The organism is Lysinibacillus sp. K60 (genome assembly GCF_019731275.1).
GTDB lineage: Bacteria > Bacillota > Bacilli > Bacillales_A > Planococcaceae > Lysinibacillus > Lysinibacillus capsici.
In genome coordinates this window covers 397328-418424 of sequence record NZ_JAASJR010000005.1, presented here as the reverse complement: position 1 = coordinate 418424, position 21097 = coordinate 397328, and the positions used below count along the sequence as shown (strand labels likewise).

General features: G+C 33.2%; 15 protein-coding genes. 6 read left to right on the top strand and 9 right to left on the bottom strand.

Annotation, left to right across the window (positions count from 1 at the left end):
- The first annotated feature begins 10 nt into the window (after nt 1–10).
- Together HCH28_RS13870 and HCH28_RS13865 are read left to right on the top strand one after the other, a co-directional pair.
- Entirely contained in the window at nt 11–1009 is a 999-nt protein-coding gene (locus HCH28_RS13870; protein ID WP_221681374.1) for an ABC transporter substrate-binding protein, read from the top strand.
- A complete protein-coding gene (locus HCH28_RS13865) occupies nt 1006–1806 on the top strand; it encodes an alpha/beta hydrolase (protein ID WP_221681373.1) in 801 nt (266 codons plus the stop codon). The genes HCH28_RS13870 and HCH28_RS13865 overlap by 4 nt, the downstream gene beginning before the upstream one ends.
- 468 nt (nt 1807–2274) lie before the next feature.
- Here the strand turns inward: HCH28_RS13865 and HCH28_RS13860 are convergent, their stop codons facing one another.
- Both HCH28_RS13860 and HCH28_RS13855 read right to left on the bottom strand, forming a co-directional pair.
- Nucleotides 2275–4275: an FtsX-like permease family protein gene (locus tag HCH28_RS13860; RefSeq protein ID WP_221681372.1), complete on the bottom strand. Its 2001-nt coding sequence runs from the start codon at nt 4273–4275 to the stop codon at nt 2275–2277.
- Nucleotides 4262–5029 (bottom strand): ABC transporter ATP-binding protein, encoded by a 768-nt coding sequence (locus HCH28_RS13855; RefSeq protein ID WP_009373595.1) that lies wholly within the window; start codon nt 5027–5029, stop codon nt 4262–4264. Before HCH28_RS13855 ends, HCH28_RS13860 begins: the two co-directional genes overlap by 14 nt.
- Before the next feature lie 199 nt (nt 5030–5228).
- Between HCH28_RS13855 and HCH28_RS13850 the strand changes: the two genes are divergently transcribed.
- Together HCH28_RS13850 and HCH28_RS13845 are read left to right on the top strand one after the other, a co-directional pair.
- On the top strand, nt 5229–5891 hold the full coding sequence (locus tag HCH28_RS13850) for a response regulator transcription factor (protein ID WP_221681406.1): 663 nt from the start codon (nt 5229–5231) through the stop codon (nt 5889–5891).
- Complete coding sequence (locus HCH28_RS13845; RefSeq protein WP_221681371.1) at nt 5888–6913, top strand: sensor histidine kinase; 1026 nt, start codon at nt 5888–5890, stop codon at nt 6911–6913. The genes HCH28_RS13850 and HCH28_RS13845 overlap by 4 nt, the downstream gene beginning before the upstream one ends.
- A gap of 7 nt (nt 6914–6920) precedes the next feature.
- Here HCH28_RS13845 and HCH28_RS13840 read toward each other — a convergent pair whose 3' ends face one another.
- From HCH28_RS13840 to HCH28_RS13820, 5 genes are all read right to left on the bottom strand, one after another.
- Nucleotides 6921–7655, bottom strand: coding sequence for a hypothetical protein (locus HCH28_RS13840; protein ID WP_221681370.1), 735 nt, complete (start codon nt 7653–7655; stop codon nt 6921–6923).
- Nucleotides 7656–7667: 12 nt separating this feature from the next.
- Nucleotides 7668–8402, bottom strand: coding sequence for a hypothetical protein (locus HCH28_RS13835; RefSeq protein ID WP_255601397.1), 735 nt, complete (start codon nt 8400–8402; stop codon nt 7668–7670).
- On the bottom strand, nt 8395–9309 hold the full coding sequence (locus HCH28_RS25060; RefSeq protein WP_255601396.1) for an ABC transporter ATP-binding protein: 915 nt from the start codon (nt 9307–9309) through the stop codon (nt 8395–8397). The genes HCH28_RS13835 and HCH28_RS25060 overlap by 8 nt, the downstream gene beginning before the upstream one ends.
- Before the next feature lie 1029 nt (nt 9310–10338).
- Nucleotides 10339–14538 (bottom strand): S-layer homology domain-containing protein, encoded by a 4200-nt coding sequence (locus HCH28_RS13825; RefSeq protein WP_221681369.1) that lies wholly within the window; start codon nt 14536–14538, stop codon nt 10339–10341.
- Between the two features lie 307 nt (nt 14539–14845).
- Nucleotides 14846–15472, bottom strand: a complete 627-nt coding sequence (locus tag HCH28_RS13820) for a nitroreductase family protein (RefSeq protein WP_221681368.1) — start codon at nt 15470–15472, stop codon at nt 14846–14848.
- A gap of 125 nt (nt 15473–15597) precedes the next feature.
- Between HCH28_RS13820 and HCH28_RS13815 the strand changes: the two genes are divergently transcribed.
- Nucleotides 15598–15954, top strand: coding sequence for a winged helix-turn-helix transcriptional regulator (locus HCH28_RS13815; RefSeq protein ID WP_048390751.1), 357 nt, complete (start codon nt 15598–15600; stop codon nt 15952–15954).
- A 356-nt stretch (nt 15955–16310) separates the two neighbouring features.
- Here the strand turns inward: HCH28_RS13815 and HCH28_RS13810 are convergent, their stop codons facing one another.
- Nucleotides 16311–17879, bottom strand: coding sequence for a sensor domain-containing diguanylate cyclase (locus HCH28_RS13810; protein WP_221681367.1), 1569 nt, complete (start codon nt 17877–17879; stop codon nt 16311–16313).
- Between the two features lie 506 nt (nt 17880–18385).
- Between HCH28_RS13810 and HCH28_RS13805 the strand changes: the two genes are divergently transcribed.
- Nucleotides 18386–19570 carry a CaiB/BaiF CoA transferase family protein gene (locus HCH28_RS13805; RefSeq protein WP_221681366.1) on the top strand — a complete coding sequence of 395 codons (1185 nt, stop codon included), beginning with the start codon at nt 18386–18388 and terminating at the stop codon, nt 19568–19570.
- Nucleotides 19571–19608: 38 nt separating this feature from the next.
- Here the strand turns inward: HCH28_RS13805 and HCH28_RS13800 are convergent, their stop codons facing one another.
- On the bottom strand, nt 19609–21084 hold the full coding sequence (locus HCH28_RS13800; RefSeq protein ID WP_221681365.1) for a hypothetical protein: 1476 nt from the start codon (nt 21082–21084) through the stop codon (nt 19609–19611).
- Nucleotides 21085–21097 lie beyond the last annotated feature (13 nt).

Genomic DNA, 21097 nt, shown 5'->3' with positions numbered 1-21097 from the left:
TTGATGAACAATGAAACAAAATTGTCGTAATCAATGTCATACAATTATAAAATCTGCCTATTTATTAGCGATGTTTTTGCTAACTATCGGCATACTTTCCGCCTGCAATACCCAATCAAGCAATAAAGAGGAACAGGTAGAAACGCAGGCATCCTCAGAAAGTACAAAGGAGCAAAGTGTTTACCCGCTAACACTAAAAGATGAGGTCGGGAATGAAGTAACACTACCGGCTAAGCCTACTAAAATTTTTGCACCTGTCATGGAGGATTCATTACTAGCTCTTGGTATCAAGCCTACTATGCAATGGTCTAACGGTGTTAAGCCACAGCTTTATTTACAAGATCAGCTACAGGGTATACCAGAAATTAGCTTTGCAAGCGGTCCCCCATCAGCCGAAGCCATTATGGCAGATAAACCAGACTTAATTATTTTGCATAATTCATTTTATGTGGAAAATGGCACCTATGAAAAATATGCAAAAATCGCACCAACCTATGTTTTTAATAATGCTGCAAGTAATTTAGAAGGCTCTATTAAAGTTTTAGGGCAACTACTTGATGAAACAGACAAGGCTGAGCAAGCTTTAAAGGATTATCAAGAAAAAGTAGATGTAGCAAAAACAAAGCTATCCTCTATAACAAAAGGTAAAAAAATTGCTTTAATTCGCTTTAATGCAAGAGGTATGTTTTTCATGACTGATGAGTATTTTAGTGGATATGTCCTGACACATGAATTAGGATTTGAACAAAGCAGCTACGTGAAAAATGGTGCCTTCGAAGTATCATTGGAGATTCTACCTGAACTGGATGCCGATTATATTTTCCTAATCAATGATGGTAATCTTGGGGATGAATTTTTAAATGAGTTGAAGAACAGTCAAATTTGGCAAAGTACAGCGGCCTTCAAAAACAATCAAGTATTTGAAACATCTGAGGATTACTGGCTAAATGGTGGTATTCATGCACAAGGTAGAGTAATAGAAGATGTATTGGAGTTTCTAGCGCCATGACAATAATGACAAAGAAACCATATACATCCGAAAACTACTTTGATTTTGCCATGACATCTCGTCAACAGCTAGACTATCGCATTTTAATTGCAGCCCCAACAGATGCACCACCAGCAGATGGTTATACTGTTATCTACGTTTTAGATGGGGACGCTCTTTTTCCAACACTTGCAGAGGCAGTGAAATTACAAACACGTAAACCAAAAGGCTATGATCCTATTCTTGTTATTGGCATCGGTTATCCCTCAAAGGAACCTTTTGATATGGAGCGACGCTGTCTCGATTTTACACTACCTGTTAGCAAAGAACATCTGCCACCACGTCCAGATGGAACGCCTTGGCCTCCAAACGGCAAAGCCAATGAATTCTTAGATTTTATTGAACACGAGCTCATGCCTGCTATAGCAAAGGAATGGCCTATCAATAAAAAGAAGCAAGCGATTGTTGGTCATTCCTTAGGCGGTCTTTTCACACTATATGCTTTATGTGCAAGACCTCACTTATTCAGTCATATTGTAGCTGGCAGTCCCTCTGTTTGGTGGGCTGACAATGCAGTACTACAAGTAATAGACAGATTTTTTGAAGATTGGAACAGTCAGCATGCTATTAATCTCTTACTCACAATCGGTGCTAACGAGTTGCCTGATATGTTAGAGGGAGCTGATTTAGCGGCTGAACGATTGAAGCGATTAAGCGAGCAAAACATTCATACTAATTATGTGAAGTTTGATGAGGAGGACCATGTGAGCGTCCTACCTTGTATGCTTGCCCGCCTTCCTCGGTTTTTAGATACGTAGTAGAAAAACCCAAGTGGTAATCATTCCACTTGGGCATTTTTATAACATTTACTTCTCTTTCTCTAAATGATCCTTAAGTATGCTAGCGATTTCCTCAACTTGTGATTCTAAAGCAATGGATCATAAGGCCAGAAAAGCACTGGGTTTAAGTTGAATACGCTATTATTTTTGACTGCTTCAATTGTCAATAGTAACGTGCATTTATATAAAAAATTATGTGGAGCCAGTCATTTAAAAGTGAAAGTTAGTTCTAAGATCATTTAACCAAGAATAATACTTTTATAAACTAAATGGCTTATTAATTTTGCGAATTCTTTATTTTCTTTTTACGGATAACCTTAAATAAAATAGTTACGATGATTATGATCATTATAAAACTTAAATACGGAATCCACCATTTAATAGTTTCAACTATTCCCTCCGATAATCCAAAACCCATTAGAAATTCAGTCATATTATCTACTCCTTTTATTTAAGTCTATTGTCTAAAATTACCTGTTTTGCACTCTGATAAGTTGCAATGAAATATATTACATATAGCAACAAAATAATACCAAAGCTTAAAAACATATTCTGTTTGATAGAAACTTCAAAAAATGGTTCTAATTTTTCTAATACAACCTTAGTAGTAAAGATTGATATGAAACTAGCTAAAATTAAAGGTGAAATAAAATAAAATCCAATTTGTCTAAATAACAACCTATTAATCATTTTTTTATTTGCACCAATTTTCGATAATGTCAGGTATCTTTCTTTGTTATCCTGAGTTTCTGTTAATTGCTGTAATGCTAGTACCGATAACGTGACAATCATTAAAATTATTCCTAAGTAACTGCTAATAAAAGCTATTACTCCAAATATGCCAAAGTAAGTGTCTTGTATCACACTCTTAGTTACATAATAAATCTCTCCTTCAAGAGATTTTTCAATCCATTTATTATTCATTATTTTATAGACCGTCCCCTCAATTTCTTGAGAGGGAAAAACACCATTCAATAAGAAACTATCAGGATTCATATAATTTTTCATATTGTCTGGAACAACCACTGTTCCTACATCATTTGCCCTTGTTGAATTTGTTAAGTAAGTAATGTTACCAAATATTTTTTTGTTTGCAGGAGTGAGCTCCTTATCACCAATTCTTATTTTCCCTTCATTATTTAAGAAATATTGAATATGTTTATTAAAAGGTTCATAGTTTGCATTAATAATGAATTTATTTTCTCCTAACTGAATTCCCTCTTCTCCAGATAGTTCCAATATTTTATTGTAATCTGTTTCAGTTATTAAAGTAACTTTTGACATAAGTATCTCTTGTTCTAAATCAGATAGTTTTACTTGTTGCTCTTTAAACAATTCTCCATAAGTTAAATCGGCATTAAACAACATTATCTCTACATAACTTTTAAGATTTTCTTTAAGTGGAATGCCATCTTGTTTTGCTGTTTCTAAAAGATTTTTGTTATCCTCATATGGTTTTACAATTGTTAAGTCAAATGGGGTTGCCGTGGTAACTTGTTTATTCATAGAACTTGTAACACTAAATCCTGTACCTAGAACAACTAGTGAAGCTATCAGTAATGCACTTAAGATACTTATTACTAGAAAATTGATTTGCATTTTACTTCCGAATTGTCGAAACAAAAATGAATTTAGTTCTTTAAAATACAGCTTTTTGTTTCTTTTAGCCAAGAACACCATCACACTGGAAATGGTATAATAAAACAAAATAATACCAACACCAAGAAGCGAGACTATCACAGTTAAATAATTCTTATCAAGTCCTAATTTCATTAACAATAGTATTCCAGTAGTTATTAAAGTAATTGCTACTAAAAAAAGGCTACTTGTCGCCCATTTGTTATAGACCTTTAACTCTTGATTTTTACGATTCGCAGTTAATAAATCGATAAGTTTAATGTTCATAATATTACGAGTATTAAAAAGTGCTACTATAATATAAATAATTGAAAAACTTATAATAGTTTCTTTTATAGCTTCTTTTGATAACAACAATTTATATCCTACTGCATCACCTACAAACATTTTTAAAGCTAATATCGAAATAACTTGAGACATTAAAAATCCTAGCCCAAGGCCTATAATTAAAGCAAATAACCCTACCAAAAAGGTCTCACCTACAAAAATAAAGGATATCCGCCATTTACTCATCCCTAATGTCATATAAATACCCATTTCTTTTTTTCTTCGCTTCATTATGAATTGATTGGCATATATGATGAGAAAAGCAAAAACAATTGCAATAAACCTTGTTAAAAGTCCAATATACGTAACTAATGCATCCCCAAAAATCTCCATAGAATAATTTAAATCATTTAAAGCTGGTTGTGATGATACGGAATTAAATGCATAAAATAGGCTGACACCTAAAACAAGAGTTAGAAAATAAATAGCATAATCTTTAATACTTCTGCCTACATTTTTATATATCAATTTAAAACTCATCATTGATATTTCCTCCTAGTAGTGCAACAACCTCCATTATTCGATTAAAGAAAGTTTTACGATCATCTTTTCCTCGTATTAGTTCATTAAAAATTTCTCCATCCTTTAGAAAAATAATCCTTCTGCAATAACTAGCATTATAAGGATCATGAGTAACCATCAAAGTTGTGGCATCTTGTTGCTGATTTAATATTTCTAAATTTTTCAGCAACATTTTAGCAGATTTACTATCAAGAGCCCCTGTTGGCTCATCGGCTAATAATAATGTAGGCCTTGTAACAATGGCTCTCGCTGCCGCAATTCTCTGCTGTTGTCCTCCTGACATTTGATATGGGTATTTGTACAATACTTCCTTTATATCCAAAGCGGCTGCAACTCTATCGACTTCATGTTCAATTTCATTCACTGGATAATTAATTATAGATAATGCCAAAGAAACATTTTCAAAAGCAGTCAGTGTATCTAGTAAATTATATTCTTGAAATATAAAACCTAACTTCTCACTTCTAAATTTTGATAATTTATGGCCCTTTAATTTTGTGACATCTTCGCCATCTATAAATACATGACCAGCCGTAGCAGTATCAATGGTTGAAATACAATTAAGTAAAGTCGATTTACCACTTCCACTTGGTCCCATAATTGCTATAAAATCGCCTTTTTGCACTTCAAATGAAATGTTTTTTAATGCATGGGTTACATTACCCTTATTACCATACACCTTTTCAATATTTTCAACTTTTAATATTGTATTCACTTCCCAATTTAACTCCTTTTATGGATGACTTATCCTTTTTCTACCATAATATTACCATTCAATGAATTAACAAAAAATCGATTATTGTATCATAATATTACCGTTTTGTAAGTTTACTTACTATGCACTATAATATAATGAAAAGGTATAAATTATGGAAATAAAACCATTCATTGGTTCAAATAAGGGGAGATTAAAAATGAAAATATTCATTATCGAAGATGATCCAATTATCAGAAAGGAACTTTTTGATTTTCTAGAGAGATATGGGTATGAATGCATAAGTGGCGACGATTTCTCAAAAATTGTAGAAGATGCTCTACAAAGCATGCCGCATTTAATTATTTTAGATCTTAACCTTCCTTTTCAAGACGGTTTTCAAGTGTGTCGTGAAATTCGGAAATTGTCTTCTGTGCCCATTATTATAGTAACTAGCCGTGACACTTCCTTTGACGAACTATTAAGTCTTCAAATAGGAGCAGATGACTTTATTACAAAACCATATGATTTACAAATCCTTTTAGCTCATATTCAATCCGTTTTAAAGAGAACTTACGAAATTTCCAAAAGTGCTATGCTTTCTTATAAAGATTTAACACTGGAAATATTAAAGAGCAAAGCTATTTATAATAATATAGAAATAGAACTTACAAAGAATGAATTATGTATTCTTAGATTATTGATGATGAATAAAGGAAACGTGGTTTCTAGAGATGAAATAATGAATGAGCTATGGCAAAACGGAGATTTTGTTGATGAAAATACCTTAAATGTTAATATATCGAGGTTAAGGCGCAAATTGGAATCGATCGGTTTAAAAAAATATTTATTAACGAAGAGAGGACAGGGTTATCAGTTATGAGTTTAATTGAATTTTTTAAGGAAAAACAGTTAGCAATACTTTTTCATTTACTATCATTGCTAATTATCTCTAGTGTCCTCTACTTGTATAATGAAAATGGAAGTTTAGTAATAGTAATAGATTTAATTCTTCTATTTTTCTTTTTCACACCGATTATAGTTAAATACTATCAATTAAGTAAATATTATAATGAAATAAAAAATATTTCACAACAAATCAAAGAAAAAACATATATCGCAGATATTGTAGAGGAACCCCCTTTTTTTTCAGGGAAATTCTTCTACAACATCTTAAATGAAGCAACAAAATACATGAATGATTGTATGTTCTCTTTGAAAAACGCTCAACGTGATTATACAGACTACATTGAACTTTGGGTACATGAAATAAAAACACCAATCACTGCACTAAAGTTAATTTTAAGTAACCATAAGACACCTGAAAACATCCTTATTCAAGAAGAACTATTAAAAATAGAAGGTTATGTTGAACAAGCTCTATACTATGCAAGAAGTAGTACTTTAACTCAAGATTATAGAATAGAAACATTTACACTTGATAAAGCTGTAAATTTAGCTATTAAATCATTATCTCTAAGTATTATTCGTGCCAATGGTAGTATATATAAGGATAACCTTGATTTGAAAGTCACATCTGATTCAAAATGGATTATTTTTATTTTAAAGCAATTAATAGATAATGCTATCAAATATCATCATAATCCACTTCAATTATCCTTTATTGCTAAAAAAGTAGAAAACGGTACTTTATTGTTAATATCAGACAATGGTATAGGTATAGCTTCATCTGATATTGAGAGAATTTTTAAACGTGGGTTCACGGGAACCAATGGTAGAAACTATGTTAAATCTACTGGTATGGGTTTATACCTTTGTGAAACCTTGTGCAAAAAATTAGGGTTACGCATAAGTGTAGATTCTCAAGAAGATACTGGCACTACATTTAAAATATATTTCCCTGATAAACTACGATTATTCCAAGAATCTAAACAAAATATATAGAGTTTATTTATTTCAAATCTCTTTTTTTGATAATATAGAGACCTATTATATAAATTACTACTGAAAAGAAGCTTAAGTAAATAATATCATTAATATTGTAGTATAGAGTAGAAAAACCATCAGAAGCAATGTAAAATGGTGTATTCTCCATAATCGTCTTCATCCAACTTTCATCTCTTTCTACAATTTGTATACCAATGTTATATAAAAAAATATATAGAACATATCCAGCTATTAATGAGTAAACGCGATTAAACGTAATAGAAATTGTAAATATTCCTACTGATAAGATAGAAGCGAAATAAACTATATATACAATCCAAACTGAGAATAGCGTACTTAGGATCTCCATACTAGAGAAATGTTTACCTATGATAAGTTGAACAGTTAATCCAACTAATATATTAAATATGCCATATAAAGAAGTATAAAATAAAAATGAAACACTTTTAATATGAATTATTTGACTTCTACTGAACATACTACTAAATACCATTTTCGAAGTTCCAAAACTAAACTCGGATCCTATCATATTACTGCCTAAGTAAATAAAGTAAATTTGTATAATAAATAAGGAAATACCAATATTTCCGCTTAACTCTACGCTTTTACTTAAGTTCATCTGATAATAAAGAACATTATCAATAATTGTAGCAATAAATAATATTATTAAAAAAACGCATGTTGATGTATCAAATATTTTCTTTATTTCCATTCGGCTTATAGAAAACATACCAGTCATATTATCAATCTCCTAAATTTCTCTTTTATTAATAATTATTAAAGATATTAAAAATAATACTAAGCCTGTTAATGCTAAACAAATATTATTTGATATTGATAAATTATTATATTGCATTCCCTTATAAACCAAAGCCAGTGGATTCTCTTTAATCCAAAGAGCTAATTTTGTTGTAGAGTCTAATTTTATTAGAATAATACCTCTAATCATACTCTCAAATGAAAACATAGAAATAATGGAAACTATTGTTGCAATTTGACTGAACGTAATAAACCCAATGATGAAAGATAAACTTGAAACAAAAAAGGAAATAAGGAAATAATTTGTTAGATTAGTAAAAATATCGTGTGAAAGATTATTCAGAGTAAATTTATTATGTTCCAATACCCACAATAAATTGGCTAGTAATCGGTGAATAGTTCCAACAATACATCCAATTAAAATCAATGAAAGTAATTTTGATAAGACTATATTTATACGTGATAAAGATCCTGTGAATATAATTCTAGAAGTTTTTAATGAAAACTCTCTGGACATAATAAAAGAAGGCATAATGAGAATAATATAGTACGATATATCACCAAAGTAATTGTAATATGTATCCAAATCCGAAGGGGATGGGTACATGGGCCTTTTTAGATAAATTGTAATAGTGTATAAAACTGCAATAAATAAACTTGACCAAATGCCGTATCTTTTGAATAATTGTTTAACCTCTAATATTGATATTCTTATAGTGCTATTCAATCTTATTTCCTCCCATTAACTCAAAAAATCTCTTTTCTAAATCTTTGCGAAGTGGATAAATAGCATTTATACTAATTTTATTTTTAACTAAATCTACTATAAGAGAATCAGAATCTTTATAAAGATATTGGAATTTCACTTTATCTTGATCTATTTCTATAAAAGGTATGTTTTGTATATCATTTAAATAGTTTTTTACCATTTCTATTTTTTTAGTTTCTATGATAAATTCATGTAGCTCTCTATCAGTCTGTTTTTCTGTTTTTAAATCAATATAATCTACTACTGTTCCCTTCTTCAAAAACAAAACTTTATCACAAACAGCTTCAATTTCTGATAAAATATGACTAGATACAAGAATTGATATCCCTCTTTCTTTTGAAACTTTTCCCAATATTTCTCTTATTTCAGCAACTCCTTCTGGATCTAATCCATTTGTGGGTTCATCTAAAATCAATAGTTTAGGATTATTAACTAATGCCTGTGCAATTCCTAACCTCTGTTTCATTCCTAAAGAATACCTTTTTACCTTCTTATGAACAAAACCTTCAATCCCCAATAAATGGATTACAGATGAAACATTATCTCTATCATATCCCCCTGAAATCTCTGCAAAATAAATAAGGTTATCCATTCCACTCATATGGGGATAAAAACTAGGGTATTCAATCAGTCCTCCAATACGTTTTATATGTTGTAAAGGCTGCTTTTCAATATCAAACCGAACCTCCCCCTCAAACTTCGTTATTAATCCCATAATTATTCGCATAAGGGTTGTTTTCCCTGCACCATTTGGTCCAACTAAACCTATTACTTCACCTTTTGGAACTGAGAAAGAAACATTATTAATTACTTTATTATTTCGATAACTCTTTGTGATATTCGACAATGTTAAAATATTACTCATTTCTTTTCCCTCCTTGTAATGCATCTTATCAATTACCCACAATAACGTTACTGATTTTCCATAAAAATGGTTTATATTTATATTTTATTAAAATAAGTATTTATTGTAAAATAATAACATTTATAAGAGATTGCTCTTCATTAAAAAAGATATAGCAAATTGTAATTTAGTAGTCTTTCTCCCTAGCTGAAAAGAGGCTGGGACATAACTCATTTTATTGAGAAAAAGCAAAAAATGAATGTTAGTTTTGTGGTTTATTAAAGTATATGTATTCTAATAACGCAAAAAAATGTTAGACCAAACTTGTAAATGGTCTAACATCTTTTCTTTTGTCCTAGCCTTTTGTTGTAACTTTACTGTTTTCAGGAAAAACTAAGGTCTAACCTAGACTTTCCAATATGCTTATTTTGTTAGCATATTTGGAAAGTCTTCTAACAACATGTTACTCGTTGTCATATCATCATGATTCCATTTATCCTCTACGAAATGCACTTTATTATTCTTCACAGCAGGTAAGGAGTTCCACAATGGCTCTTGTTTTAATTCCTCAATTGCCTTTTGATTCCTTATCTCCCGAATTCAATTTGATTGAGCTGTACTATGCCTTTCCACGGTAAACAAAAATAAAACCATGAGAAGGCATCTTATAAGAGTGTAACGTTTCCCCCATTCTCCAAACTTGTTGCCTAAAATCCAACACTTTGATAGCAGCATCATTCCACAGGTAAATATGGTCCACAACATTCATATTACACTTTCTCTCCTCCTCTCTACCCCCTTTGCTACTATCACTATAATTAAAAATAATTATCAAATAAAAACCAAACTACGATAGATTGTAGTTTGGTTCTTGAAAGTTTCTATGTTATTTATTTTTTTGCATACTACTAAAGGCATCTTCTACAAAGTCAGGCTGCTTCTCGTATATCAATAATTTTTGATTTTTCTTTTATCTTAATATAGTTAGAAAAAACAGTAAAGGTTAAAATTATTTTTTACAGGCAAATGTATTATTTTTAACTGTAATTATTACCTTTTAATTAATGTATACTGCAATGAACCATTTTCATCCATTACTACATTTCCATACTTATCAACTGTTAATAGATAAACCCTTTGCCCTTCCATGAATATTGCGTTGCTTCCTGTAGCTTTCAAAGATAATCTGAAACTTGCTTCTGATTGGTTTTGTTGTTGTGGACTTGTCGTTAATAACTTTTTACCAGCCTGTGTAATACCTTGAGTCCATTTTCCCGTTTCAATACTATTAATAATATCTTCTTTTGTGAGAACTTGAGAAGCTGAGTTAGTAACAGCGTAATAATATGTTTGTTCCCATGAAAGCTCTGTGTTTATTTCAACACTTACTTCCATAGTTGGGGATGTTTTAACATCGCTTCCACCTAAAGTCCCTGTTAGATATGCTTCTATAATTTTATTGTTTGCATTTGGTTTTGGGTATTGATACTTTGCAGCCAGCTTACTAAATGTCCAACCGCCTTTATCTGTGGCAGTAGCATTTACTGTAATGTCGAAGCTTTGCGTTACTTCATTAGCAAACTTAATAATAAATTTACGAGGTTCCCACTCTTTTTTAGCTGAGGTATCTTCCCATTCCCATGTATAAGTAGGTGAGATAGCATTGTCTGTTTCAGGATCAACTAATTTAAAGTCAGATCCAGTTAAATCAACTGCCTCAGAAAAAGTTACTTCAAATGTTTTGCCATCAAGCTGTTTAACAATTGGATCTTCAACCTTTGGTGGTGTACCATCAGAGAAGAATTTATATGCCATCACACCTGTCCCATTCTCACCAGGCGTTAGACTAATTGGTTTACTTTGGTTTTCATTATGGGTATAAATTGTTGAGTTAGTACCAACTTGAAGCATTGATGCATTCTTATATCTATCCTGAACTGCAACATACAACTCGTAGTCCTGATGAGGATCTATGGTAAGGCTAATTTCATTTGTATCCTTTCGCATAGTACTAGCCCTTCCTCTTTCAATGACCTCCTCAGCGCTTGTTGGTACTGGAACTGTTGTCTCACCCGCTTTTCGAAGAATATAATAATACGTACCCTCTTCATCAGACATAAATTTAAAGGTAGCCTTTTTATCGCCTTCAGCTATCTTAATAGAGGTATTTTCAATCTTTGGTGCTAATTTATCATTAATAACTTGCTTTGTTTGAATATCTGATATATTTCCTGAACGGTCACGCAATACCATATAAATAGAATAACTCTTAAATGAACTTAAAGGTGGATATTTATTTGGTAATGGAATTGGAACCTTTTGATCCCCCAATTGTGCTGGTTTATCGCCACCTCTCCCGACAATATCCACCATCTCTGATCCAACTTGAAAATTGGATGCATTTGATTGAACTGCCTCAATAAAGCGAAAACGATCTTCAGAAGTTAGACTTAGTCCTGATTCCATTATTAAATAATGATAGGTACCTGCCTTAGTAGCATTAAATGTGAGCAAGGTTAAATCCTTTGCAGCATTGATTTCAGGTTCCCCTTTGATAGTAAGGATCGGCAATTTACTATCTTTGTGTAAATATTCAGCCGTATTCCTAGGTGGATTACTATTAGGCGGTATATTATTAATATTTTCAAATTCAATATCAGCTAAATCTTTAACATTCGGTGAAATAGTTACAACTAGATTATCTCCGTTAACAAAGCCTGTTAGTGATGGGATAGTAAAAATAAGTCTTTTTTGAGCTTTATTATAGACAACTTTTGTAGGGTGGATCGGTTGCTGTACTCCTTGGTTAACTATTCCAGTCCCTGAAAGATCATAGTTCTCTATTTTTTCGGCAGAAATAGAATCTAAATCTTCACTCACTGTAAGATAAAATTCATTTTTAACTGCATCTAGTAGAACAAGCTCTCCTCCAACAACATATGGGGGAATATTATCAAGTGCAAGAGTTGTAAACTTTTCTACAACAGGTTTTTCAGAAAAATTACCTGACTCATCTTTCATAACAACGTAAAGCTGATATTCTATTTCTGCATCTAATCCAGTTAGAATGTCTTTTATGCCAAGTTCACCAGCTTTTGCTTTGCCTTTTCCTGTTGGGTTAGCAACGATGTCAGTCGTTGTTGGGTCGGGAGCTGTTGTATATTTGCGAACATAGTAGTAATAGTCCCCTGGCTCAGTTGCTCTAAATGTGAATTCGGCACGTGTGCCTCCATGTAAAGCTGTTACCTTTAGACCTTCTACTTTTGGCGGTGTTCCATCTTTCATTTGGAACTCTTGAGAAACTATATCTGAAGCATTTTTCGAGCCATCTACAACCATGATGTAGATAACATATTCTTTTTTCTCACCTAAATTAGAAACCTTAATTGAGTTGGTTCCTTTGATAGCTGCTGCAGTTCCATGTGCTACGTTCTTATTTGAGAGACGGTTGACCATTTCACTTTTATTTGGTGCCTCTGCGCCCTTTTCACGCACAATATAATAGTACGTACCAACTTCATCTGAAGTGAAATCTGCTTGAATTTCGCTACCATTTAGGACTTTGACATTCGTAATACTAATGATTGGTTTTGTTTTATCATCAGGATTTTGATTCTCATTTTCCTCTTTATCAATTGGTTTGCCATCTGGATCAGTAATATTGCCTATATTATCTTTATCATCGAGGAAATCGTCGAAGATACTATTTGGTGATCCATCCTTAGGTAAGATGACCTTATCAATATACGTATAATCTCCAATATCAATTTTGCCATATGAATTATCAACAAATAATGTGCCAATTCGTCCATCAATATACAGCTCTAGATCTGTGTAGCTATTGTAATTGATCCAATCGATATTTCCTGAACCATAAATTGTAAGCTTTGTTTCTGTATTTAAATTTAACGTACCAATATCGCCTTGAATTTCAAACTCACGCACATTTCCAATGATGTCTACACGTGGTAGTTTTGTATTTGTTTCAATTTTTGTACCTGTTTGAGATACTACTAGTCGAGCAACACTGCTGTTATAAAATTCTAGGTACTTCTCAACATTTTTCATTTCCTCTTTTTCTTTAGACCAGTTAACAAATGGCTTGTCATTTTCAGTATTTGGTTTTGTCCAATTTTGAAGATCGTTCGAATTGTTATTTGACGAATCATCGCCTTTATTGTTATCTGGGTTTGACCAATTAATAAATGAAATATTGTTACTTGCCACACGACCAAGAGCTAATGGTTGATTGTAAGTAGCCCCTAAATGCAATGGTGGGCGAACGGTTTCGTTGACAAACATTGTCCCTGTCAGCGTCATATTCGAGAATTCTATATAATTACCATTTACTACAATCGTTGCACCAAAAGAACCGTAATTTCCATCAAAATCTAGAGAACGTGTGCTTGTCCCACTTGCATTAAGGGTCAATTTTGAAATGGAGCGAATTCCCTTACTCGATAAATCTCCCTCAATGAATGCACCTTTTAACACCGGAGCATTATATTCGTTAAAAATATGAGCAAGACTCTCTGGAATTGTATATGACTGGCCATTTATATAAACTGCGTCATCATCCACATTTGTGATTTTGTAAGATGTTTCATTATTTTTCTTCTCTTGTGAACCCACTACAAACGAGGCAAACTGTCCGCGAGTAACAGGATCAAATGGAGAAAATGTAACAGGAGTTGTGCCCTTTGTAATATTCAAATCGATTAAAGTTTGAATATAGATGGCATTGTTTGTTTTGCTATTCACATCTTTGAAAATATTATTGTACGTAGGGGATACCTCTAGATGGAATCCAACTACAACCATTTTGGCTAGTTCCCCTCTAGTCAACACTTCATTCGGCATAAACATGCCATTTGAATAGCCCGACATAATACCTGCATTTTGCAATGCCGCTACGTATTTATAATATTGATTGCCCTTTGGAACATCCTTATAGTAAGGATCTTGGATATTTTTTGTATCCAATTTTAACGCCGTTGCCAGCATTTTCGCTGCCTCTCCACGAGTTACACTGACATCAGGACGGAAAGTATTATCCGCAAAACCGCTCATTACGCCCTGAGAATATAGTTTTAATATTTCATTATAATTATCCGAGTATTGGTTAATATCCGTAAAGGGAGAAGTAGCCGCTGCTGCTTTTGGTGGCGATACTACTGCAGCAATCCCACTTGAAGCAAATACTGTTGCAATCAAGGCTTTATTTACTTTTTGGATTTTAGATTTATCCATTCCACTCTTCCTTTCGTTTATGTATTTTGATACGTACAAATATCATTTGCTCATATCCTTTATATCGACCAAAGGCTAGTGAACCTTCATAGATAAATCTAAAATAGTAGGGTAAATTTCTTCTAGAGTTAGAGACTAAAATACGATTTCTTTACTATGCGAGTCCATAAGCTTTCCATCACTGAATATTTAAAAATTCATAGTTTGCAATACATAAAAAAGAAGCCATTAAAGATAGATTCATAATTGGCTTCTCTTTATTAGCTATTAATTTTGGACTTTTAAAAGTTCGGTTAGTTTAAAAACACTAAATTATTTCATTTTTATAAATTACCTTGTTTATATTATGCCTAACAGTCTTATGACCTGCTTTTATACCTTTACCAATAGCAATCAGCATAACATCAAGATACCTATCAGAAATATTTAAGATCTCTTTCAATTTCTTAGAATCGTAGCCTGACATCGTAATTGTGTCAAAACCAGCTTCATTCGCTAACAAAACTAAGGACATTGAGGCAAGACTTACATCTCTAGTTAACTCTAACTTTAGATCTTCTTTTGTCTTACTTTCATAATAATTTATTGCAGCATTCGCAAGATAGTCTCTTAATGATTCATCAAAATAACCTGCTTGGTACCCCTCCTCATGAATTTTAATAATATTTCCTTTGTTAAATGCCTGATAGTCGCCCAACATGACGATTAACGTTGAAGCTTCTACTATTTGCTGTTGATTAAAAGCTATAGGTAGTACTAAATTTCTTAAGTCCGCATCCTCGATTATTAAGTATCGCGTTGCTTGAATATTATTCCCGTTAGGCGACTTACTTGCACTTTCAACTAAGGCAGTCAATGTTTCTGAACTAATTTTATAATTTGAATCATAATGTCTAACTGAACGTCTTTTTTCTAAAATATCTTTTACATTCATTATGAACAACTCCTAAGTTTTTATTGTATTGCGCCTCTAATTATAGTAAGCAATAATAAATAAGAAAATAACGCACAAAAAAGTGGTATAGCCACTTTTTTGTGCCTATTTAGGAGAGGAAGCACATGGTTAACTATAATACAGGAATCAATATTTTTATGGATATTGCAGGTGGCAAATGGAAAGGTTTAATACTATTTTTCTTGAGTCAACAATCAGTAAGGACGAAAGAGTTTTATGAATTAATACCCGGAATTACGCAAAAAGTTCTAACCGATCAATTGAAGCAGTTAGAAAGAGACGGACTTGTTCGGAGAGAAATTTTTAAAGAAGTACCACCAAAAGTAGAATATAGCTTAACAGACTTAGGAGAGTCATTTATACCCGTTTTAAATACAATGTGTACATGGGGAAATGATTATGCACGTTTAAAGGGAATTGCCAAGGAGCAACAAATTTGTTGTCATCAAAAGGAAAGCTAAGTTTTCCTTAATGGCTCCTTGTACTAATCACCTTTCTATAATTCGTATCAAAACCACAGCTTGTCACTTCGTTAGAATATCCCATAAAATGTAAAAAAAAGCCAAGGAGCATCGGTGCTCGCTTGGCTTTTGACGATATATAGGCATACATCTAGTCGTACTTGGGGTGTCATAAGGGAAAGGGGGATAACCTTACGTCTTGTCAAGTCGATCAAGAGATGTGGCCCGAGTTACATATCATTTGAACATAATTTAAAAGTCATGTGGCTGATGACTTATATACAGCTTGCCCAAATGATGTTTGCATTAATCATTACCCCAAAAATTAGGGTTGTAAGCTCTTTTGTTATATTTTTTTATCCCTTTTTTGAGACTCCAACTTTTACTTGATTTCGCCCTTCTTGTTTCGCAAGGTAAAGTGCGTCATCAGCCGCTTCAATTAGCGCTTCAGTTGTATGTGCCATTGCTGGATAGGCTGCTATTCCTGCAGATAATGTTATTGGTCTACCACATGGACTGACCGTATCGGCCAAAGTTTTTCGTAGTTGTTCTGCGACTAGTGTGGCTTCCTCTACCGTCGTGTTCGGCAGAAGTATGACAAATTCCTCGCCACCGTACCGGCAACATACATCGCCTTCACGAGCTACTGATTCCATTTGTCTAGCCAAAAATTGTAAAACTTTATCGCCTACTGCATGTCCATATGTATCATTCACACTTTTAAAGTGGTCTAAATCTAACAAAATAATGACATGTGGTACCTTACTTGCTAACCATTCAGCAAGCATTGAATCCATTGTACGTCGGTTCGTAATCCCCGTCAGTGGATCAACAGTAGATTGATCTTTGAAAAAGGAGACCTGTCCATGTAGAAACGATAAACTTCGAACCAATGCATTCTTCAAAGAATAGGCTTCAAAGTACCATCCACTAACAGATTTTAAACCTTCTACATTTTTCTTATCTAAACTTTCTTCTGTTAATGATGCTAATTGTTGTAAGGGATTCGCAATACGTGTTGCAGCCCAAAGTACAATGATAATGGAAAATAACATAAGAGGCACAGATTTTATAATGACCTCCTGTACACGATCAAATGAAGGGGCTAATGCTACTTCTAAAGGTTTCTGCGCAACAACTCCCCACCCTGTCGATGCCACTGCACTATAGCCTGCTAGCATTTTCACTCCTTTTGTATTCTCAACTAGTTGGGCACCATCCTTGCCAGATGTAACAGCTTGAACGACTTTATTTTTCGTTACAATGTCATTAATACGACTTGGATCTTGATGATAGATAACTCGTCCATCTGAATCAACTACATATACGTAAGAACCATCCTTACTATAATGTTCTCCCAACAAGGTTTTAAAGGCATTAGGTTCCTTTAAATAGATAGTGCCAGCAATCATTCCTAGATATTCATTGGACTCCGAGAAAATAGGATGCGATATAAAAATGATGAGCCGCCCTGTCATCGCCTCATATGGCTTAGAAATAATGGGTGTCTTTTTGGCTAATGCCTCTTTAGCGCCAATTGATGTTAAAATCTCTCCTTTAATTTCTATAGATGGCGGAGAGACAGATAAAACAAGTCCCTTTGAATTTGTTATAACCACCGAATTGAACATTTGATTTTGCAATCTCAAACGCTCTGTTTCCTGATTCAATACTTGTTCATCATCCATTTTCGTCCTAACCTGATCCGCGCTATATCCTAAGATTTGAAAAGCTTCATTTAGATAGGAATCAGCAGTTGAGGCCAATTTTTGAGCATAAACTCTATTCGTTTCTAGCGTATTTTCCTTAATGGAATCAATGTTCATCCTATAGCCGCCCCAAACACTACCTATGCTTGTTAAAAAGAATGCTGCCATTGCTACGCCCATTATAAGATGCTTTAATTTTAATCGGTGCGATTTCATTTTTCCCCTCCTATTTATGATTTTTTATATGTATATTTTGAGAGATTCTTAAACAATTAGTGCCTATTATAAGCAAAGACTCCTATAGGTAAAAGTAACATGTATTAATTGTGTAAGAAGAATCCAACACACCTCTAGGATTGTATCAATAAACGGGGTTGTATCATATAGAATCTGGCAAACAAAATTCCAACATTTTAGTTATTTAGATTAAAAATTGCAACAGCTGACGCTAATTATCTGAAATTTGATAGAAAATCTAAATTCTAAATTTTTTTACTTTTATTGTTATTCTGACATATAAAAGTTGAAGCGTTTATTTTATAATAAAAATTAGCATAGGCAAGTTAAGATTTAATCTGTTATAATACTCATTAAAATATAATAAACTGTAATAATACAGTATATAGAATACGCTTTTCACACAATGGGGATTATGAGAAAAGCGCTACTCGCCATCATCATACAGATGGTTGTGTAGCCTACACAAAAAGGGGTTGGAAGATTTGGGCATTTTAAAGGGGTTAAAAATTCTCGATTTTTCTGCATTACTACCAGGACCAATGGCGACAATGATATTTGCTGATTTAGGAGCAGATGTCATCCATGTTGAATCTTCAAAGCGGGTTGATCTAACACGAATTATGCCTCCCTATGACGATGATCATGAGGCATATATCCATCAACATTTAAATCGATCAAAAAAATCTATAACGCTAAATTTAAAATCACCAGAAGCTATCGACATTGTTAAATCACTTGTACAGGAGTATGACGTTATTATCGAAGGATTTCGACCTGGTGTAATGCAGCGACTTGGCATCGGCTATGAAGCGCTTAAAGAAATAAATCCTAAGATTATTTATTGTGCGATTACTGGCTACGGACAAACAGGGCCTTATAGTAATCGACCAGGACATGATAATAACTATCTATCCTTAGCTGGCTTACTCGACTATTCCCGCCATAAGGATAAAAAGCCTGTTTCCATGGGCGTTCAATTAGCAGACATAGCTGGAGGGACAATGCATGCAGCAATAGGTGTGCTGGCTGCTGCCCTTCATCGTGAAAAAACAGGAGAAGGACAGTTCATCGATATTAGTATGACAGATGCTGTCTTTTCACTTAATGCTATGTATGGTGCAGCATTTATTGGAGGTGGACGTGTACCACAGCCAGAGCAAGAAATTTTAAATGGAGGCAGTTACTATGATTTTTACAAAACAAAGGATGGGCGCTTTTTCTCTGTCGGTAGTTTAGAGCCTCAATTTCGCAAATTGCTCTGTGAAGCACTCGATATTCCCGAATTGATCGATAATACCTTCAATGACTCCTACTATACGCAAATTCGTTTTAAAGAGGCTGTTCACGATGCCTTCTTGTCCAAGACATATGAGGAATGGCTTGAAGTGTTTAACGAGGATTTCGAAGGTTGTGTAGAGCCAGTTCTAACATTTCCTGAAGCATGTGAGCATCCACAGCTAAAGGCACGAGAAATGATTGTGACTATACCCAAAAGCGATGGCACTATGCAAAAACAAATTGCCTCTCCGTTTAAATTTGATGGTACGCAGCCTGAATACAAGCATGTTGGTGCTAAATTAGGCGAGCATAATGAGGAAGTTTTACTATCTCTGGGCTTTAATGCTGAACAAATCAAGGCTTTGAAGGAAAAAGGTGTTTTAGAGTAAAAAAGGTGTCTAATACTGTGATGTATTAGACACCTTTTTTATACATACGCACTAATAAACATACGTAGGTTTTCAAAATGATCATCTATTAGTAGATATTTTTTGTAAATCTCCATTAACTTTTCAAAAAGCTCGTACTGCTCGGTTACAAACAAAACTCTTAAAATATTTAACATATGCAGGGATGCACTTTGTGCGACAACATAGTATGGTGCATTTGGTTGACGATAATTGCGTCGCCACTCTTCCACAGACAAACCAATATGTTGTAGAGAGTTATTCACATGAAGTGCTATATCCTGTTGAACATATGCCTCAATTGCAATAAGTTGTTCACTACTAAAGTTTTTGTGTACTAATGAAGAATTGATTTTTTTATTCGATGCTAAAACATGCTCTTTTAATAAAAGTAAGCCATCCTCATAACGTGCCATTTTTACATAGTGTTCTAGTAGAATGGCATATAAGTTTTCTAAATAATTTAGCTGATAATTTTTAATAATGGCAGGTGGTGTTGGTTTACGATTTGGTAATAGCTCTTTATACTCTAGTAATATTTCAATAGCATAATTATTTATTCGCTCATCCTCTAATAAATATTCACCATATTGTATAACCATTTCACTCTGCTGTTCTCTATTTGCTATATGAAATAAAATATAGGCAATTAACACTTTTTCCTTCTCTGATAGTGCATACATTGAGTAGCGCCATTCAGCTTCAAATGAGGTAATAAGCGCTTTGACACTTTTAAAATCACCTTCTGATAAGCGATAATGAGTAACAATTTGATAAAGACGTAACTGTTTCTTTGCCAAACAGCTAGCATTATGCTTATCCACATGAGTTATACACTTATCCAGTATCGCTTTATAGTTATTCACAAAGTTATCCACATGTTCACAATTTTCTCTCACAGAATGCTCGAAATGTCCCATTATTTCATAAAGAAATGTGAATTGCTCTAAAGGTTTGTGGATAAGCAGTGAATAAACTTTTTTTGTGAAAAGCCAATGCCAAAAAGATACATGCTCTTTATACATCATATGCACTAAATATTCATCTTGAAATTTATATAAGATAATTGATTGTAGCTCATTAACTGGCATAGCTATTTGCATTCGTTTCCCAAAGACTAACCAAATTAATCGTTCTAAGTCTATTGTATGTTGTGCAAAAAGCTGCTCAAAAAAAGTATCTTTACCCTTTTGGGTATAGAAAAAAGCACTGAGACGCTCATTCACAAATTTTGAATCTAAACCATATTTGTCAAAATATATTTGCATTTCTGTTGATACATGACCCCAATATTTACGTGCTGTGGAAAAGGCAATATTCTTAGCCGTTTCTTCGTTTACTAAAAATAGATTGGGTGAAAGCGAAGTACCAAGTATTTTTGGGTCTTCTTGCAGATTTGACTCTGCCTCCAGCCAAGTTGCTAGTATATTTTCAGCACCCTTTTTACTTCTTTGTTTATAAGCCATGAATAATTGCTCATCACAGTCCAACAGCATAAAAATGGATCCT

Bases quoted from the DNA above. Each gene is read 5' to 3' on its own strand.
- HCH28_RS13870 (WP_221681374.1), top strand. From the start codon at position 11: ATGAAACAAAATTGTCGTAATCAATGTCATACAATTATAAAATCTGCC.
- HCH28_RS13865 (WP_221681373.1), top strand. From the start codon at position 1,006: ATGACAATAATGACAAAGAAACCATATACATCCGAAAACTACTTTGAT.
- HCH28_RS13860 (WP_221681372.1), bottom strand. From the start codon at position 4,275: ATGATGAGTTTTAAATTGATATATAAAAATGTAGGCAGAAGTATTAAA.
- HCH28_RS13850 (WP_221681406.1), top strand. From the start codon at position 5,229: ATGAAAATATTCATTATCGAAGATGATCCAATTATCAGAAAGGAACTT.
- HCH28_RS13845 (WP_221681371.1), top strand. From the start codon at position 5,888: ATGAGTTTAATTGAATTTTTTAAGGAAAAACAGTTAGCAATACTTTTT.
- HCH28_RS13840 (WP_221681370.1), bottom strand. From the start codon at position 7,655: ATGACTGGTATGTTTTCTATAAGCCGAATGGAAATAAAGAAAATATTT.
- HCH28_RS25060 (WP_255601396.1), bottom strand. From the start codon at position 9,309: ATGAGTAATATTTTAACATTGTCGAATATCACAAAGAGTTATCGAAAT.
- HCH28_RS13825 (WP_221681369.1), bottom strand. From the start codon at position 14,538: ATGGATAAATCTAAAATCCAAAAAGTAAATAAAGCCTTGATTGCAACA.
- HCH28_RS13820 (WP_221681368.1), bottom strand. From the start codon at position 15,472: ATGAATGTAAAAGATATTTTAGAAAAAAGACGTTCAGTTAGACATTAT.
- HCH28_RS13815 (WP_048390751.1), top strand. From the start codon at position 15,598: ATGGTTAACTATAATACAGGAATCAATATTTTTATGGATATTGCAGGT.
- HCH28_RS13810 (WP_221681367.1), bottom strand. From the start codon at position 17,879: ATGAAATCGCACCGATTAAAATTAAAGCATCTTATAATGGGCGTAGCA.
- HCH28_RS13800 (WP_221681365.1), bottom strand. From the start codon at position 21,084: ATGCTGTTGGACTGTGATGAGCAATTATTCATGGCTTATAAACAAAGA.